Below are 17,882 nucleotides of genomic sequence, written 5' to 3'. Positions count from 1 at the left end.
GTGTCTGATTGGCTGGAGCTGGATGACGCGGCTCGGCGGGTCTACGGTGGTTTGCATCAGTTGTTGTTTCGGTTTGCTGGTCGGGTTCCTGATGAATGGTTGACTCACACCCGCGGTATGCTGGGTGGTGGTGATTTGAATTACCTGCCAGATACGATTTCGGGCTCGATGTTGGAGCTCGGGCTGCCGTTGCGGGCTGCCGAGGCGGAGTTGCTGCGCTACACACTGGTGGCGCTGGGAGTCGAGGGGGACCCTCCGGCAGGGCTGCATCTGGTACGGATCTCGGAGGAACCCACGCCCCCGACCGACCACCGCTTCTATCCGGCTCCGCCGGAGGTGCTGGTCTCAGCGGGGGAGCGTATCCCGCCCAGTCTGGACCTGACCGGCGGAGATCCACTCGCCCTCTCTGACCTGCCGGCTGACCTGGCCCACCTGGACGATCTCGCTCTCGACCTGACGGATCGGCAGGACGACGCAGCTCTCGGCAACGTCTATGGACGACAAGACGTCATCGCCCTATGGCGGGCTTGGCGATTCGGGCCTGATGGTCCGCCCGGCGGCGGCCATCGAATCTACCTCGCAGAGGTCGCTCCGGACACACAGTCATCACGTGTCACCTACGAGTTACAGCGGGCGCTCGTACGCCGCGGGGAGGAGAATCCGCAGGTGGAGGTGTTTTGGACGGGGGAGGAGTTGGCGCCGTACCACCGGGCTGCCTTGGCGGGTGCGGCACGGCTCTGGGTCAGGCCTGACTCGGTGCGCGGAGCGGAGGTCTAGCGTGCGTCGTTTGTCGGTGTCTCCCGATGTGGTTCGGACGGTCTTCGGGGGGTTGCACCGGTTGTTGTTTCGGTTTGCTGGTCGGGTCCCCGACGAGTGGCTGACCCACACCCGCGACATGCTGGGCGGCGGCGACGTGAATTATCTCCCAGATACGATTTCGGGTTCGATGCTGGACCTTGGTTCGCCGTTGCGAGCTGCCGAGGCGGAGTTGCTGCGTCACACGATGGTGGCGCTCGGGATCGAGGAAGAGGAGCCGGCGGGGCTGCATCTGGTACGGATCTCGGAGGAACCCACACCCCCCACCGACCACCGCTTTTATCCGGCTCCACCCGAGGTACTGGTCTTGGCGGGGGAGCGTATACCGGCGAGCCTGGATCTGACCGGCGGAGATCCGGAAGACCTCGTCGCCTTGCCGGCTGACCTGGCGCACCTGGACGACCTTGCTGACGACCTTACAGATTCCAAGGACGACAGGGTGGTAGGGAATATCTCGCGGCACGTCGGCGCCGTGTCTGTCTGGCGTGCCTGGCGATTCGGGGCCGAGGGCCCGCCGGGAGCCGGTCAGCGGGTTTACCTCGCCGAGGTTGCTCCTGGCATGAGTGCGTGGGAACTCGCCCACGAGGCGCAGCGTGAGCTCAAATGGAAAGGGGAGGAGGCGCCGCAGGTGGAGGTGTTCTGGACCGGGGACGAGTTGACGCCGTACCACCGGGCTGCCCTGGCGGGTGCGGCGCGACTCTGGATCAGGCCGAGCCGGTGAACGGGACCCAGGTCCCGGCATGAGCGATTGGTCTGAGTTGGACGATGCGGCTCGGCGGGTCTTCGGGGGTTTGCATCGGTTGTTGTTTCGGTTTGCTGGTCGGGTTCCTGATGAGTGGTTGACTCATACCCGCCGCATGCTGGGCAGTGGTGATTTGAATTACTTGCCGGATACGGTGTCGGGTTCGATGTTGGAGCTCGGGCTGCCGTTGCGGGTCGCCGAGGCGGAGTTACTGCGCTACACGCTGGTGGCGTTGGGAATCGAGGGGGACCCTCCGGCAGGGCTGCATCTGGTACGGATCTCGGAGGAACCCACGCCCCCGACCGACCACCGCTTCTATCCGGCCCCACCAGAGGTGCTGGTCTCAGCGGGAGACCGTATCCCGCCGAGTCTGGACCTGACCGGAGGGGATCCGCTGGCTCTTGCTGAGCTGCCGGCTGACCTGGCCCACCTGGACGACCTCGCCCGTGACCTGACGGACCTGAAAGACGACGGGGTCGTGGCCGTCAGCATCGCTGGCGAGGACGAGACGATTGCCCTCTGGCGGGCTTGGCGGTTTGGACCCGACGGTCCGCCCGTCGACGGGCAACGGGTCTATCTCGTAGAGGTAGACCCGGACACCCAGTCATCACGTATCACCCATGAGTTGCAGGACGGACTCTTGGAGGATGGGGAGAAGAATCCGCAGGTGGAGGTGTTCTGGACCGGGGACGAGCTGACGCCGTACCATCGGGCTGCCTTGGCGGGTGCGGCACGACTCTGGGTCAGGCCCGAGCCGGGGAACGGAACCTAGGACCGGCGTACCGCTGCAACGCGGCGATGACCTGCTCCGGCGTTTCCACCAGCTCACCCAGCTCGACCACGACGTACCCCTTTCGGTCGCTACCGGGGAAGCGCGGCCGGCGTCGCATCGCCACCCGGTCGGGTACCCAGAGCACGAGCTGGTTCAGGGTCCCGTTGGGCAGCACGACCGCTTCGATACTGATCGCGTCCACCTGGTCCCACGAACCTTCGAAGTCACATCCACCCGCGTGGACGACCAGTCCGGACTCGGTCAGGACAATCTGGAACCGGCGCAGCGGGGCGAGGAGTAGCACCATGCCCGCCAGGAAAATGAACGCGCCCGATGCCCAGACGAGCACCGAGATGAAGCCGGGCCGCCCGCCGACCAGGGCGAAGAGCCCGCCGACGAGCAGGGCGACCATCGCGTATCCCATGGCGATCAGCGCCAGCTTGCGACTACCACGATCGTCGCGGTGGAGTTCCATGCCACCTCTCGCCTTCGCCGGTCGGTCATAGTGAGCCGGGCAGCACCCATCGCTCACAGCGTGCTGTCCGGCGTGGACGCCGTCCCTCTTGGGTCGGACGGCGCTGCTACATTGTCGAACGGACATCGGTCGGGCCGACGGGGAGGTACGCATGGCGTTGCCGGTCGCCCGTAGCGAGGACGAAGCGCAGCTGTACCTCGACCTGCACCCGTGCGAGCGCTGCCAGGTCGCCGACGTCGACTGGCGGACCGCGCCCGGCCAGGACGAAGGGGCTCCCTCGCGTCGGTACTACGGCGTCTGCCGGCGATGCCAAGCGAGCCGCGAGTTCGCCTTCCGGCTGCCGGGGCGGCCGACGCCGCCCGGTCCCGACGATCTTGTCTTCTTCGGTGGCCCGGAGCCCTCACAACTCTTCGACGCCGGTGAGTGGCGACTGATCTCCGACGCCGGCATCCACGAAGGCGGAGCGCCGCCGGACACCGGTTCGTACGCGGAGCGCAAGCACGCCTTCGCACTGGGCGTGGCCGCCTTGGCCGAGGTTCTCAAGTTCATCCCGGACGGCGCCGACGCCGTGCCGGAGACCGCGTTCTGGACGCCGCACGGCCGTGCGGCGTACGACCAGAAACCCGACCGGTTCACCCGTGAATACCTGGAACGGTGGCTGGACGGCTTCCAGGAGGAGTTGGAAGCACGTTTCCGCGACTGAGCGGTGCGGGGGAGGGAGTCACACATGCGCCGGCCCGTCCGTACGGTGACCATGGCCGTGGCCTGTCTGGGGGCGCTGCTGGCCGGTGCGGTGGGTCCGGGTGCGACGGGGCACGCCGCCGTCCGGTCCGCCCAGGAATGCGCGGACCCCGGCCAGCCGATCAACCCGATGCCGTGGCCGCAGCAGATGCTCGGCCCGGAGCGCGCCTGGTCTTTCAGCCAGGGCGGTGGCGTGACGGTCGCGGTCCTGGACTCCGGCGTCGACGGCAGCCACCCGCAGCTCGCGGGTCGGGTCGCCGCAGGGTTCGACGCGGTGGCCGGCGGCGGCTCCGCCAACGATGACTGTGTGGGCACCGGCACCCAGGTGGCGGGCGTGATCGCCGCGGGGCAGGCGCCGTCGGTCGGGTTCGTCGGGCTGGCGCCCGGGGTACGGATTCTGCCCATCCGCGTCCTCGATGACCGCGGTGGCGGCCGTGGAATCGCCGAACCCGACGTACTCGCGCGGGGTATCGACGCGGCGGCGAACCGGGAGGCCGACGTGTTGGCGGTCTCCGCGGTCAGTTACACCGACAGCCCGTCGCTGCGGGACGCGGTGGCCCGCGCCGTGGCGCGAGGGATCGTCGTCGTGGCGGCGGTCGGCGACCGGGGCGACGAGAACGGGGCGAGCGTCATCCCGTACCCCGCGGCCTACCCGGGGGTGGTCGGGGTGGGCGCGATCGACCAGGCCGGTGAACGCTGGCGAGGCTCGCAGCAGGGTACTTTCGTCGACCTGGTCGCACCGGGTGCTGCCGTCCCGACACTGCAACGTGGCGCCGGGATGATCCAGGTGGACGGAACGGGGGTGGCCTGTGCCTTCGTCGCCGCTTCGGTCGCGCTCGTGCACGCCCGACGCGGGAACCCCACGGTGGATGAGGTGGTGGGGCAGTTGCTGGCGACCACGATTCCGGCGGCCGGCGGCGACGCCTACGGCCACGGCATCGTGAATCCGTACGGCGCGGTAACCGACCGCGTGGCCGGGGCCGGCCCGGTCCCGTTGCCCGCTATGGTCCGGCCGCCGACGGAGACGTCCCCTGCCTTGGCACGCAGCCGGAACCTGGCGATTGCCGGCAGCGTCGTGGCGTTGCTGGTGGTGCTGACGGTGTTGGTGACCGCAGTCGCGCTGCCGCGCGGGCGGCGGCGACTCTGGCGTTCCGCTTCGGCGGCCGCTCCGGTCGGCCGGGCCGAGCCGGAGGAACCGGGGCCGCCGGTGCCGCTCTTCCCTGCTGGGTGACCCACCACCGCACCGTCCCGGCCGACGCCCGGTTCCCGGTGCTCCGGGCGGGCTGACCGACGCGGGCGGCAGGGCGGCCGAGCGACTAACTGCCGTTGACAGCTGCCGGTTGAAGCGCGGCGGCCGGGTCGAGAGTCGGGCCGGTCGGGATCCGGCTCACCAGGCTCGCCGGCACGTCGACGGCCTGGGCCGGCTGGTAACCGAGCATCGGCAGGACCGCCGCCTGCGGCACGGGGTACTTGATGCCCAGGTCGGTGATGACGTAGTACGGCCCGGCCTGGGCGGTCGGTGAGCCCAGCACCCGTACGGTGGTGACCCGGCCGGCGGGCACGAGCACCAGGTCGGCGAACGGTACGCCGTCGGCCGAGACCGCGGAGGTGGGCACCGCGGCTTCGATCCCGGGCAGATTGCCGCCCACCCGAAGGGTCGGCGGGGTGGCAGCGTCCGTGGTGACAGCGCAGAGGGAGTCACTACCGCCGGGCCGGGTCAGCGTCGGAGTCGCCGCAGGTGGCTGCACCTCGCCGGCCGGCGCCTGCAGTTGGCCGCTGCGGGGCGCCGCGTTGGCCTCGGCGACGCTCACCGGGATCGCCTCGGCCGACGACGCGGCGCGCAGGATGTCCCGCTGCAGGGCGGTGATCGGAGCCAGCCCGTCGCCGAAGACGAGGTGGTACTGCTTTCCCGAACCGGTCTCCGTGCTCAGGACGTCGCCGATCGAACGACCCGGCATCGCCGGTGACGGCTCGCCCCGGCCGCCGACGTTGATGGGCTGGATGTCGCCGCCGGCAGGCAGGGCATTGAGCCACGCGGTACCGACGGGCACCTGGGTGGCCGCACCGAACAGTGCGGGCACCAGGGCTTCCGGAGCGTGTACCTGGTGGCGACGGCCGTGCCAGATCAGGAACTGGGAGCCCAGTCGGGCGTCCCGGACCAGGACCGCGTCGTCGGCCAGCGTCTGGCCGCCTTGCGGCGCGGTGGCGATCGCCACCGCAACCCCGCTGACGCCCTTCCCTGCCTCGTTCGTGCCGGGGATGGCGCACATCGTCCAGGGCAGACCGACGTGCCGTTTGACGGAGGGAAGCGAGTTGGGGGCGCCGGCAATGCCGACCGTGGTGCCACGCGGCGCCGCGCTCAGCGAGTTGGCCGCCACCCGGAACACGGGTGGGCTGGGCCGACCGGCGGCAAGCACCGCCGACGCGTAGTTCAGCGTCGGGTGCAGGGTGCCCGCGAAGTAGACGAAGCTGGCCCCGGTCTCCTTCTCGATGACGACCGCGCCGTCGGCCTGCCAACGGTCGGCGCCGACCTTGGTGATCAGGCCGTAGATGCCGAACCCGGCCGCCACCAGGATCGCGACCATCAGCCCACCGAACAGCGCACCGATACCCCGTCGCAGCGGTGACTGCTGCGGGTCGGTCTCGCGCATGACGAAGGCGGAGATGACCCGCTGGGTCATGAACTGGTACGAGTGCAGTTGGTCCCGTCGGGTCGCCATCAGATCCTCACCCGCCGATCGACGCGAAGAGCCCCTGGATCGCGCCGAAGACACCCAGTACCGCGCAGGCCAGCGGGATCAACGCCATGATGGCGAGGACGTCGAGGATGTCGGCGGTGCGGCCGATGTACGGCGACGGGCTACGCCGGCTGTAGACCAGCCCTGCGGCGAGCACCACGCCGGCCACCACGACGAACAGGATCAGCAACAGCAGTCGGCCGCCCTGGTCGGCGCCGAACACGTACCCGAACAGCAGTAGCGCGAGACCGGCGACCCCGCTTGTCAGCAGGGGAACCCGCTGCTGGGGCATGGCGAACAGCCGCGCCCGCAGCAGCAGCGCCGCTGCGGCGGCCATCGAGAGCAGCTCACCGGCGAGCGTTCCGTCGACGAAGATCAGGAACGCGATGGCGATGGCTCCGGTCACCGCGGCGGCGAGCAGCATGCCGGAGAGCAGTTCCGTGGCGCGCGCCACGGCCGCGAAGACATCGGACCGCCGGGGCACCGGACGGTCCTCCAGGATGTCCTCCGGCCGGTCCGGTAGTTCCGGCACCGGCAGCCGGCCGAGGGAGCTCGCGATCAGCGGATAGCCGGGCAGTAGGCCGATGACGGTGGTCAGGGCCACCGCCGCGGCACCGACCGGTGTGGCACCGGCGAGGCAGAGCAGTGCGGCGAGCAGACCGGTCAGGCTCGCGGCGAGACCGGCCATGAAGAGTCGCTGGACGGCGGCGACGCCCGTGTACCCGATGACGCTGAACACCAGCAGCAGCGCGGATCCGAGCAACAGACTGGACGCACCGAGGTCGGTCAGCGCCACGTCACCGGGCGCGGCGAGCAGGGCACCGCCGACGAAGGCGTACGGCAGGCCGGAGGCGGCGACCACGGCGCCCACCGACGCGTCCCCGAACGCCCGGGACAGCAGGACGCCGAGCACCGCCAGTACGGCGGCCAGACCGAGCGCGGCGGCGGTGGGCAGCGGCCACGGTGGTCCGGCGGAGAGCAGCACGATCAGGCCCAGACCGAGGACGGCGGCGGTGACCACCAGTCCACAGCGGCGGGTCGCCTCGTTGCCCCAGGACCGCCCGGCCCGTCGGGCACCGCCGGCGATCACCTCGACCACGTCGTCGTAGGCCAACTCCGGCCAGTCGTCGCGGCGTGGCGCGAGGTGCAGCAGTTCGCCGTCGCGAACGCCCTGCACCGATAGGTTGCGATTCGGCTCGAGCACCGCACCGGTGGCGCGGCGCAGCACCCACCCACCGTGTCGCTCGCCGGTGTCTCCGAGATCGTCGCCAGCGTGCCGCAGCAGGTGCGGAAGCAGTTCGGCGACGATGAGATTGTCGGGCAACGCGACATCCATCCGTCGCTTTGGCGCCGCGACCGTGACCCTGGCCAGACTCAGGCTCCCGGGGACCGCCATGCTGGTCACCTCCCCGCCCCCATGCGATAGCAGCGCCCAACCTAGCATGTCGGTTCCGGCCCGTTCGCATCTCGTTGCGCTCCACGGGGCGATCCGCGACGAAGCTCCACTGTCTATAGGATTGGCCCGCCGGGTCCGGTCGAACGGGGAGGTCGAACGGTGACGTCGGTCATTGTCAAACGCCTACCGCGCCGGGTCGCGCCGGCGCTGCCGTCGGGCGAGGTCGTACTCGATCCGCCGCCGGAGGTGCCGCCACCGGCGGGCAAGGGCTGGACCCGCATGCTGACGATCCTGCCGATGGTGGCGGGTGGGGCGGCTATGGGCCTGATGATGGCCGGTCAGCGGGGCGGTGGCGGGCCACTGACCTATGTGGCCGGTGGAATGTTCGGCATCTCCATCCTCGGCATGATGGGGATGATGATGATGAATCAGTCCGGGCCGGGCAAAAAGGAAATGATCGAGGCTCGTCGGCAGTACATGCGCCGGCTGGCGCAACTGCGGTCCCAACTGCGGGTCACCATTCGCCAGCAGCGCGAGGCTATCCACTATCGGCACCCCGAGCCGGCGGCGTTGTGGTCCACCGCGACCGGGGGCCGGCTCTGGGAGCGCCGACGTGCCGACGCCGACTTCAGCGTCGTACGGATCGGGCTCGGTTCGCAGGAGGTCGCCACCCCGCTGATCCCGCCGCAGACGCGGCCGGTCGACGAACTCGAACCACTCTGCGCCGTGGCGCTGCGGAAGTTCGTCGCCACCTACGCGGTGGTGCCCGACCTCCCGGTGGCCATCGCGTTGCGCGACTTCTCGCACGTGTACCTGCGTGGCCCGCAGGGGCCCACCCGCGACCTGGCGCGCGCACTGCTGGCCCAGGTGGCCACCTTCCACGCCCCCGACGACCTGCTGATCGGCCTGTGCGTCGCGAACGACCAGCGGTCGCAATGGGAGTGGGCGAAGTGGCTGCCGCACGCGCAGCACCCGGCCAAGCTCGACGCCGTCGGTCCGATCCGGCTGTTCGCACCGTCGGTGGCCGCACTGGAGGCGATGCTCGACGACGTGCTGGCCAACCGGCCCCGGTTCGATCCGACCGTCGCGCAGACCGTCGGGGGGCCGCACGTCGTGGCCGTCATCGACGGGGGGTCGACGGCCGGTTCCGACCACCTGATGACCGACGGCGGGGTGGCCGGGGTGACCATCCTCGACCTGTCCAATCCACCGCCCCGGCTGCTCGACGACACCTCCGTCATACTCGACCTCGCCGACGACGGCAGGATCTCCGGCACGACCATGGACGGCGCCACCGAGGTCGGAGTCGCGGACGCCCTGGCCCCCGCCGAGGCCGAGGTGCTGGCCCGCGAGCTGGCGCCGCTGCGGCTCTCCGCCACCTCGTACGCGGACCAGTCGTCTCCGGTGACCATCGACCTCGGCCTCGCCGAGCTGCTCGAACTCGGCCCGCCGCACGACCTCGACCTGACCCGCGCCTGGGCCGGCCGACCCAACCGTGACCGGCTGCGGGTGCCGATCGGGGTGGGGCAGGACGGGCGACCCATCGAGCTCGATCTGAAAGAGTCCGCGCAGGACGGCATGGGCCCGCACGGGCTCCTGGTCGGCGCGACCGGCTCCGGCAAGAGCGAACTGCTGCGCACACTCGTCCTGGCGCTCGCCGTCACGCACAGCTCCGAGATCCTCAACTTCGTGCTCGTCGACTTCAAGGGTGGCGCGACGTTCACCGCGCTGGACCGGCTTCCGCACACCAGCGCGGTGATCACCAACCTGGCCAACGAACTCTCCCTGGTCGACCGGATGCTCGGCGCGATGCAGGGTGAGCTGGTCCGCCGCCAGGAACTGCTACGGCAGGCCGGCAACTACGCGTCCCAGCGTGACTACGAGCGGGCCCGGGCCGCCGGCGTACCGCTGGCGCCGCTGCCGAGCCTGCTGGTCATCGTCGACGAGTTCAGCGAGCTGCTGACCGCGCGGCCCGACTTCATCGACATGTTCGTCCAGATCGGCCGGCTCGGCCGGTCACTCGGCATCCACCTGCTCCTCGCCTCCCAGCGGTTGGAGGAGGGCCGGCTGCGCGGGCTCGAGACCCACCTGTCGTACCGGGTCGGGTTGCGGACCTTCTCCTCGATGGACAGCCGGGCGGTGCTCGGTGTCTCGGACGCCTACGAGCTGCCTCGCGCACCCGGTCACGGTTACCTGCGCACCGGCACCGAGGGGCTGATCCGGTTCAAGGCCGCCTACGTGTCCGGCATGGTCCGTCAGGACGGCTACCGGGCGACGGTTGACGGTCGGCCGGTCGATGCCGTTCGCGACTTCACCACCTACTACGTGGCGCCGCCGCGCGCGGACCAGCCCGGCGAGCCGGCAGCGAGTCCCGAGGAGCCCGAAGACACCGCGGTGGGCGACACGCTGCTCGACGTGCTGGTCCAGCGAATGGAGGGGCAGGGTCCACCGGCCCACCCGGTCTGGTTGGACCCGCTCGATGCACCGCCGACTCTCGGCCAGATGCTCGCGCCGGTCGTACACTCGCCCGAGCGCGGGCTGACCACCCAGTCGCTGGACCCGGAACGCGCGGTGCACGGCCTGGTCGGGATCATCGACAAACCGTTCGAGCAGCTCCGCGAGCCGATGTGGCTCGACATGTCCGGCAGTGCCGGCAACGTGATCGTGGTCGGCGGGCCCCAAACCGGCAAGAGCACCTTCCTGCGTACGCTGATCGGCAGCCTGGTCCTGCGGCACACGCCGCGGGAGGTCCAGTTCTACGGTCTCGACTTCGGCGGCGGCGGGCTGACCGCGATGGCGGGTCTGCCTCATGTCGGCGGCGTGGCCAACCGCCGCGACGTGGACAAGGTCCGCCGGACGATCGCCGAGATGTACGGCCTCATGCAGGAGCGGGAGGCGATGTTCGCCACGCACGGCGTGGAGGGGATCGCCGCGTACCGGCGCGCCAAGCGGCAGGGCCGGTTCGGCGACGACCGTTTCGGCGACATCTTCCTGGTCGTGGACGGCTGGGCGACCCTGCGTGCCGAGTTCGACGACCTGGAACCAGTCATCAACGAACTGGCCAGCCGGGGCCTGGGCTACGGCGTACACATCCTGGCCGCCACGAACCGGTGGATGGACGTGCGGGCGGCGGTCCGGGACATGTTCGGGACGAAGATCGAGCTGCGACTCGGGGAGCCGAGCGATTCGGTGATCAACCGGCGGGCGGCGGTCAACGTGCCGGAGCGTACGCCGGGACGTGGCCTCACCCCGGACGGTTTCCACTTCCTGGCCGGGCTGCCCCAACTGGATGCCGAACCGCGGGTGGACGACCTGGCCGACGCGGTGGCCGAGTTCGTCAAGCTCGCCCAGGCACAATGGACCGGAGGCCGGGCACCATCGGTCCGTCTGCTGCCCGCCGAGCTTCCGTACGCGGCGCTGCCCGCCCCGCGGGCCGGTCAGCTGCCCATCGGCATAGCCGAGGCCGACCTGCAACCGGTCCACCTCGACTTCGACGCCGAACCGCACGCCCTGCTCTTCGGCGACATCGAGAGTGGCAAGAGCTCGTTCCTGCGCAGCCTGGCGAAGATGATCACGACCAGCTACGAGCCGAGCCAGGCCCGGATGATCCTGGTCGACTACCGCCGCAGTCTGCTCGGCTGCGTCGACAGCGCGCACCTGATCGGCTTCGGCACGGCCCAGCAGTCGACGACCGACCTCATCAAGCAGGTCACGACCGTGATGCGGGAGCGGCTACCCGGGCCCGATGTGACGGCGGAGCAGCTTCGCAACCGTAGCTGGTGGAAGGGCCCCGACCTCTTCCTGCTGGTCGACGACTACGACCTGGTGGCCAGCGGGACGGTCAACCCGTTGGCGCCACTGCTGGAATTCCTGCCCCAGGCCCGGGACATCGGCCTGCACGTGGTGATAACCCGGCGGATAGGCGGCGCCTCCCGGGCCATGTTCGATCCGGTGATCGGCCGGATCCGGGAGCTGGCCTCGCCGGGCCTGATGATGTCCGGACCACGGGAGGAAGGCGCGCTGTTCGGCAACGTCAAGCCGCAGTTCCTTCCGCCCGGCCGCGCCTGGCTCTTCACCCGACGGCACGGCGCGCGCCTGGTCCAGCTCGCCTGGTCGCCACCGGCGCACTGACCAGGCGGCCGGACGGTGGCCATGGTGGAGGGGCCGCACCGCCTGGCCGGGAACGACACCACCCGCAGGGCGGATCAGCGGCGGGGGCCACCCGCCTGCTCCCGCTCGACCTCGGTCTGCGCGAACCAGACGTAGCGCTCGGTTCCGCCGCCGACCAACGCGATCATGTCGTCGGCCATCACCTGGAGGAACTGGGCGCTGGAACGGGGCAGCCGTAGCGCCTCGGCAGCCAGCGGCGCCTCGACACTCGACAGCCGCTGCAGGATCACCAGGTCGCACTCCTGGATGGAGGGCACGCCGGATTGACCGAGCTGGCGCAGGACGGTGAGCTGGGTCTGCCACGGGCCGAGCGGTGGCGGCGCGGCGCCCCCGGCAAAGCCCAGATCGTAGATGACCAGGATGGGTTGGTGCGCGGATCCGGTCAGTGCCAGCGGCTGCTCGGCGTTGAGCACAGCGACCCGGTCGCCGTGCCCGGTCGCCCGCTCCCCGAAGCCGTGCCAGGCGTACGGGTCGGTGGTCACCACGGCCACCCGGGCGCCGAGCGCGAGCGCCCGGAAGGTGACGAGCTGTCCGGCCCAAACCCCGCCGACCAGGGCGACCCGAGTCGGATCGGGCCGGAACATCCGCACCGAGACCGGCAGTTGCTGCCGGTCGGCGCCAAGGATCATCCCGGAGCCGGCAGCGGTGATCCTCAGTTGGGTGAGCGCGGCGCGGGACGCCGTGTGGGAACCGATGCGCAGTCGCGTCAACCGACCGGACAGCGTGGCCCGTCGACGGTGATCCGGGGGCCGGCGGTCATCGTCAAGGTCCGGAGGACCAGAGTGGCCGGCGTCGGGGATGGCAATCCCGTGCGCCGACAGCTGGGCGCCCGTGGCCCTGCTGGACGTATCGGCGGCTGCGGCCGCCTGGCTGTCGGCGCGGGCCAGGGTGGTGCCGCCGGGGAGCGCGGCGACCGCCGGTGGGGCCGTACTTTCGGACGGTGCTGACGCCACCGGCCCGGCCTGTGGTGTGGGCACCGCCTGGGCCGGTGCCCACGGGTTCGACGGCGGCTCGGGGATGGCTTCCGCCGGGCGCCAAGCCTGGGCAGCAGCCTGTCCCTGGGCTGCCGCCTGGACCTGGCTCGGCGCCGGAGGCGGCGGTGGTGCCCACTGTGCCGGAGCCGCCGGCTGGGTCGGCTGCGCCCATGCCGTCGGCGGCGCCGGCTGGCGCGGATATGTCGTCGGGTTCGACGGCGGGCCGGCTTCCGGTGACGGTGGGGGGATTGCCGGCCACGCCCCCGACTGGCTGCCGGGCCGGCCGATGACCGTGCCGCCGGCGACCGCGGCGACCTGCGAGAGCGGTGGGGGCGGTGGTAGGGGGCGGGACGGCGCCGCCTCGTCCCCGGCCAGCGGGTCGGTTGCCGGCGGGCGCGCCCTCGGCGGTCCGACAACGGCCCGGCCGGTGGCTCGTGGCGGGGGCGGCTGCACCGGGGTCTCCCGCGCGGCCTCGTCGTCTCCCGGCCTGGTCATCGGGCACCACCTCCCGTCGGTGCCGACGCGTACACCGCCGGTCCTTGTTCGCCGTCGAGTGGGAAGAGGTCGGCGCCCGCCCTCTCCGCGCCTCGGATGAGTGCCTGGGAGACCGATGCCAGTTCGTTGGCGGGCGCCGCGATCCGGATCAGCGCTCTGAGGTCCACCGTACGGGCGTTGTCGTCCGGCGCCAGGATCAGGGACACGCTGGTCATCGCCGCCGCGGCGGTGGACACCTGGGTGAGCAGCGCGGCCGCCTCCCCCAGAGCGGGCCAGCCACGAATCCAGAACGATCGGTGGGCCAGCCGCGACGAGTGCCACTGCGCCCAGTCCTCGCGCGGCTGCACCGGCTCCGCGCTGTGCCCGGGCTCGAGGTCGCAGGCGTGCGTGAGCACAACCAGCAGTTCCTCGGCGTCGAGTAGTCGATGCGGAATGCCGACCCACCGCAGTGACTTGGCAACCCGGTGCACGAGCGTGGCCACCACGGCGGGAGCGGCGTCGAGCTCGGAGCCGCCGGACGCGCCGGCCTCGGCCACCGCGCGTGCGTCCAAACGAACGGCGATCCAGGTCTCCTGGTTCGCCGGTACGTCGCCGAAGCGACCCAGCAGCTCCTGGTACGACTGGCGGGCCTTGGACGCGGGAGACAGGGCGACGGTGGGCGCGGGCACCGTCTGGGTCACCACCTGCAGCACCGCGCCAGGCTGTTCGGTATCGGCGAGGGCCGACACGAGCAACTCCACCGGAAGGCCACCCGGCTCACCGCGTGCCGGCGCCTTCGGAGTGACCTCGGCTACCGCGTACCAACCCGCGTCGTCACGGGCGACACCGACCGGGGTGCCGCCGGCCACCGTCACGTTCTCCACCGTCAGCCCCGGTGCCAGTACGCGCAGCGCCGCCAGGCGGGGATCGTCGGCCGCCGGTACGCCGGCGGTGTCCCGCTGCCGACGCCGGTACCGCCACATCATCAGCCGTTTCTCCAGCCACCACCGGCCGCGATCGCGACCCAGCGCCAGCAGGAGCAGTCCTGCCCCGACCACCCCACCCACGACCGCCGGCAGCACCCCGCCGGTGAACGCGGCGAGGATCGCGATGACCACCGCCTCGGCGATCAGAAGCTGGGAGACGTGGAGGGGCCCCAGCCGGCCGGGACGACGGCGGGGCAGCAGGAAAGCCGGTTCGGATCGCTCCGGCGTGTCCGGGCTCGATGGTGTGCCGCCGCCGACCGGGACGCCGGTAGCCGTCCGTTGCGGAAATCCGGCCCGCGGCTCGCGGGTGCCCGGCGGCTGGGTCTGCGGCGACGCGCTCATGCGATTCAGCTCCCCCTGACTGGTTCGCCGCCCGCGTAGGGCGTCCCACCATCATAGGATCGACGTGCGTGCCGCCATCCCCGCCGTTGGTCCCGTACCGGTGCCCGGTGTGGATGTTCCTACCACGTCGCGTCCGGCGCGTGCCGGTGCACGTGATCCCGCCAGGGCCCGGGACCACGGCCCGTTGCGGGAATCGACGCTCGGGTCGGTACGATCCATCGAGGCGGACGGGGAGGCCGGCAGGCCAGGACCAGCACGTCCACCCTGATCGAGGTGTAGGGGAGCCATGGCCCGGATACTGACCGTTTCGTCACAGCGATCGGGGGCCTATCCGACCATCCAGGACGCCCTCGAGGTCGCGACCGACGGCACGGTGATCTCCATCGAACCGGGCGTCTATCCGGAAAGCGTCCGGCTGGCCGGACGGCGGTTGAGTCTGGTGGTGGCGAAGGAGACCGGCTCGGTGACCATCGACGCCACCGGCGCCGACGGATCTGCGGTCGACTGTCAGGGCGGCGAGGTGACCCTGCGCGGCCTGGTCCTGAAGTCCGCCGACTATCCGACGGTGCGGGCGTCGGGCGGCCGGCTGACGGTGGAGAGGTGCGAGGTCAGTGCCGGCTACGCGGCCGCCGTCAGCGCCGGCGACGGCGTCGATCTGACGGCCACCGACGTGAAGGTCTCCGGCGGCCAGTACGGCTTCGTGATCGAGGATGCCGGCGGGGTTCTCGACAAGTGCGAGATCCGGGACATCGCCGACGACGCAATCATCGTCCGACTGGGAGCGAACCCGACGATCCGTAACTCGACCGTGGCCGGCTGCGGCTTCCGCGGCGTCTACGTCTACCAGGCCGGTCGGCCGACGATCGAGCGGTGCGACATCTCCGGGGCAGGGGATGTCGGTATCTCGGTGGCGCACCAGAGTTCACCCAGCATCATGGACAGTTGGGTGCACGACACACAGGGCGTCGGAATCAGGTTCGACCGGGGCTGCGGCGGCGTGGTCGAGGGCACCCGGGTGGAGAACACCGCGGCCCCCGGCATCCAGGTCGAGGAGGGCGCCACGCCGACGATCCGGCCGGTCGACGATGGCCTGCACCGGCCGAAGGTCGGGATCGGGGCGATCGAGGGCGCCACCCAGCAGGACACCGCGGAGGTCGACAAGCTCCTCGCCGAACTCGACTCGATGATCGGGCTGGCCGGCGTCAAGGGTGAGGTTCGTGCCCTCATCGACGAGATCCAGGTGAACGAATGGCGGCGCAGCGCCGGGCTGGCGGTCGGCGCGGCAAGCCACCACCTGGTCTTCACCGGCGCCCCCGGGACCGGGAAGACCACCATTGCCCGGCTCTACGGGCAACTGCTGAAGGCGCTCGGGGTGCTGCCGAACGGCCAGTTCAGAGAGGTTTCCCGGCGTGACCTGGTGGGTCAGTACATCGGACACACCGCGGAGAAGACGACCTCGGTGTTCGAGGAGGCGCTCGGTGGGGTGCTCTTCATCGACGAGGCGTACACCCTCTCCCGGTCCGCGGGTGCGAGCGCGGACTTCGGCCAGGAGGCCATCGACACGATCGTGAAGTTGATGGAGGACCGCCGCGACGAGGTCGCGGTCATCGTGGCCGGCTACACCGACGAGATGCGGGACTTCCTGAACGCCAACGCCGGCCTCGGCTCCCGGTTCGCCAAGACCCTGGAGTTCGAGAACTACGATCCCGACGAGCTGGTGCTGATCGTCAACCGGATCACCCGCAACGACGACTACGTGCTGGGGCCGGGGCTCAGCGACGCCCTGCTGGAGTGGTTCGGACAGATCGAACGCGATCGGAACTTCGGCAACGCCCGGGAGGCACGCAAACTGCTGGAGGGCATGCGGAAGGCACAGTCGGGGCGGTTGCGGGCGCTCGGTCGGATGCCGTCCCGCGACGACCTGCGCACGCTGGTCCTCGACGACCTCCTGGTGGCGACGAGGTAGCGCGCCGCGGTGCGGAACGGACCCCGGCCGGGGCCCTACTCGGCCGGTAACAGCGGGAGGGGGCGTGCCTCGTAGTGGTCGAGGTAGCGGCCCGGATCAGCTCGCAGCACCGAGGCGATGACCGTACCGAAGACGTCCCGGAAGTCGACGGTCGCCTTGAGGTCGCCGTCGTCGAGGTCGGTCAGCGGCGGCTGCTCACCGTAGAACCCGCCCGCCACCCGTGGGCCCAGTACGAAGACCGGACCGGCGGTGCCGTGGTCGGTGCCGTCGGAGGCGTTCGCCCGGACCCGACGCCCGAACTCGCTGTAGACGACCACCGTCACCCGCTGACCAGCCTCGGTCCTCGACATCCGGGTCACGAACGTGGTGAGCGCGGCGTCGAGTTGGCGCAGCAGCCTCTCGTGCCCGGCCCGTTCCTCTGCGTGGGTGTCGAAACCGCCGAGACTGACCGAGTAGACCCGGGTGGGTACCCGGGCCTCGACGCACGTGGCGACCAGGGAGAGTTGCGCGTCGAGCGAGTTGTCGCCGCCGGTGCCGGTGGCGGTGACACCCGGTCCGGGATCCGCGCCAGCCGTGTTCGCCGCTCGCTCGGCCTCCCGGGTCAGTTGATCGATCTTGAGCAGATCGGCGTACGCGCCGGCGACCCGCGCCTGCGCCACGGACTCGCCCGGCGCACCGCGCCCCAGCGCGGCGACCATCTCGGGAGTGATCCCGGCCGGCAGCCGCAGCCCGCCGGTGCTCACACACGAGCCCGCCCGGGTCTTGCCGACGAGCAGGGGTGGGAGTACGGACTCGAAGCTGACGGCGGTCTCCGGCGCGGCGTTCACGCTGTCCAGCCAGCGACCGATCCAACCGGTCTCGACCGGTCCGGCCGGGGCGGCGGTCTGCCAGATGTCCATCGACTGGAAGTGGCTGCGGTCCGGGTTCGGGTAGCCGACGCCGAGGACGACGGCGAGCCGCCTCTCGTCCCAGAGTCCACGCAGCCCCGCCAGCATGGGATTGAGCCCCAGCGCGTCGTCGAGGTGGAGCACCTTGTCCGCCGGATACGCCAGCTCGGGTCGCAGCGAGTGGTACGCCGGGTCCGCGTACGGGACGACCGTGTTCAGGCCGTCGTTGCCGCCGTACAGCGTGACCATGACCAGTGTGCCGGCGGCGTCGTCCTGCGGGGCGGCGTCCGGGGCCGTGGCGAGCAGTTCCGCGAGGCCGAGACCGGTCGCGCCGGCGGCGATCGCGCCCGCGCCGACCACTCCGGAGGCGAGCAGGAATTTTCGTCGAGTCACCGGGTCCATG

General features: G+C 70.9%; 13 protein-coding genes. 7 read left to right on the top strand and 6 right to left on the bottom strand.

The window, feature by feature from the left end:
• The 3 genes from OIE47_RS32750 to OIE47_RS32740 are packed head-to-tail and all read left to right on the top strand — an operon-like array spanning position 1 to position 2,330.
• Entirely contained in the window at positions 1–777 is a 777-nt protein-coding gene (locus tag OIE47_RS32750; protein WP_326558400.1) for a hypothetical protein, read from the top strand.
• Position 778: 1 nt separating this feature from the next.
• Positions 779–1,537, top strand: a complete 759-nt coding sequence (locus OIE47_RS32745) for a hypothetical protein (protein WP_326558399.1) — start codon at positions 779–781, stop codon at positions 1,535–1,537.
• 19 nt (positions 1,538–1,556) lie between these two features.
• Complete coding sequence (locus tag OIE47_RS32740) at positions 1,557–2,330, top strand: hypothetical protein (RefSeq protein ID WP_326558398.1); 774 nt, start codon at positions 1,557–1,559, stop codon at positions 2,328–2,330.
• On the opposite strand, the gene OIE47_RS32735 is transcribed toward OIE47_RS32740, so the two are convergent.
• Positions 2,302–2,805, bottom strand: coding sequence for a hypothetical protein (locus OIE47_RS32735; RefSeq protein ID WP_326558397.1), 504 nt, complete (start codon positions 2,803–2,805; stop codon positions 2,302–2,304). The two genes, OIE47_RS32740 and OIE47_RS32735, sit on opposite strands and share 29 nt — an antisense overlap.
• Positions 2,806–2,956: 151 nt before the next feature.
• On the opposite strand from OIE47_RS32735, the gene OIE47_RS32730 reads away from it, so the two are divergent.
• Together OIE47_RS32730 and OIE47_RS32725 are read left to right on the top strand one after the other, a co-directional pair.
• A complete protein-coding gene (locus OIE47_RS32730; RefSeq protein WP_326558396.1) occupies positions 2,957–3,508 on the top strand; it encodes a hypothetical protein in 552 nt (183 codons plus the stop codon).
• A gap of 24 nt (positions 3,509–3,532) precedes the next feature.
• The gene (locus OIE47_RS32725) at positions 3,533–4,777 is read left to right on the top strand and encodes a S8 family serine peptidase (RefSeq protein ID WP_326558395.1); all 1,245 of its coding nucleotides are present in this window, start codon (positions 3,533–3,535) and stop codon (positions 4,775–4,777) included.
• A gap of 85 nt (positions 4,778–4,862) precedes the next feature.
• Here the strand turns inward: OIE47_RS32725 and eccB are convergent, their stop codons facing one another.
• Together eccB and eccD are read right to left on the bottom strand one after the other, a co-directional pair.
• The gene (gene eccB / locus OIE47_RS32720) at positions 4,863–6,266 is read right to left on the bottom strand and encodes a type VII secretion protein EccB (RefSeq protein WP_326558394.1); all 1,404 of its coding nucleotides are present in this window, start codon (positions 6,264–6,266) and stop codon (positions 4,863–4,865) included.
• Positions 6,267–6,273: 7 nt separating this feature from the next.
• Positions 6,274–7,680, bottom strand: a complete 1,407-nt coding sequence (gene eccD / locus OIE47_RS32715; protein WP_326558393.1) for a type VII secretion integral membrane protein EccD — start codon at positions 7,678–7,680, stop codon at positions 6,274–6,276.
• A 159-nt stretch (positions 7,681–7,839) separates the two neighbouring features.
• On the opposite strand from eccD, the gene eccCa reads away from it, so the two are divergent.
• Complete coding sequence (gene eccCa, locus OIE47_RS32710; protein ID WP_326558392.1) at positions 7,840–11,811, top strand: type VII secretion protein EccCa; 3,972 nt, start codon at positions 7,840–7,842, stop codon at positions 11,809–11,811.
• A 74-nt stretch (positions 11,812–11,885) separates the two neighbouring features.
• Here eccCa and OIE47_RS32705 read toward each other — a convergent pair whose 3' ends face one another.
• Entirely contained in the window at positions 11,886–13,319 is a 1,434-nt protein-coding gene (locus OIE47_RS32705; protein ID WP_326558391.1) for a hypothetical protein, read from the bottom strand.
• Positions 13,316–14,626: a type VII secretion protein EccE gene (locus OIE47_RS32700; protein ID WP_326558390.1), complete on the bottom strand. Its 1,311-nt coding sequence runs from the start codon at positions 14,624–14,626 to the stop codon at positions 13,316–13,318. The genes OIE47_RS32705 and OIE47_RS32700 overlap by 4 nt, the downstream gene beginning before the upstream one ends.
• Before the next feature lie 286 nt (positions 14,627–14,912).
• On the opposite strand from OIE47_RS32700, the gene OIE47_RS32695 reads away from it, so the two are divergent.
• Positions 14,913–16,592 carry a right-handed parallel beta-helix repeat-containing protein gene (locus OIE47_RS32695; protein ID WP_326558389.1) on the top strand — a complete coding sequence of 560 codons (1,680 nt, stop codon included), beginning with the start codon at positions 14,913–14,915 and terminating at the stop codon, positions 16,590–16,592.
• A gap of 35 nt (positions 16,593–16,627) precedes the next feature.
• On the opposite strand, the gene OIE47_RS32690 is transcribed toward OIE47_RS32695, so the two are convergent.
• On the bottom strand, positions 16,628–17,881 hold the full coding sequence (locus OIE47_RS32690) for a DUF1501 domain-containing protein (RefSeq protein ID WP_326558388.1): 1,254 nt from the start codon (positions 17,879–17,881) through the stop codon (positions 16,628–16,630).
• Position 17,882: the final 1 nt, after the last annotated feature.

The organism is Micromonospora sp. NBC_01796, from assembly GCF_035917455.1.
In the GTDB taxonomy this organism is placed as follows: domain Bacteria; phylum Actinomycetota; class Actinomycetes; order Mycobacteriales; family Micromonosporaceae; genus Micromonospora_G.
The sequence above is the reverse complement of the archived record's forward strand: the minus strand, read 5'-3'. Positions and strand labels throughout refer to the sequence as shown.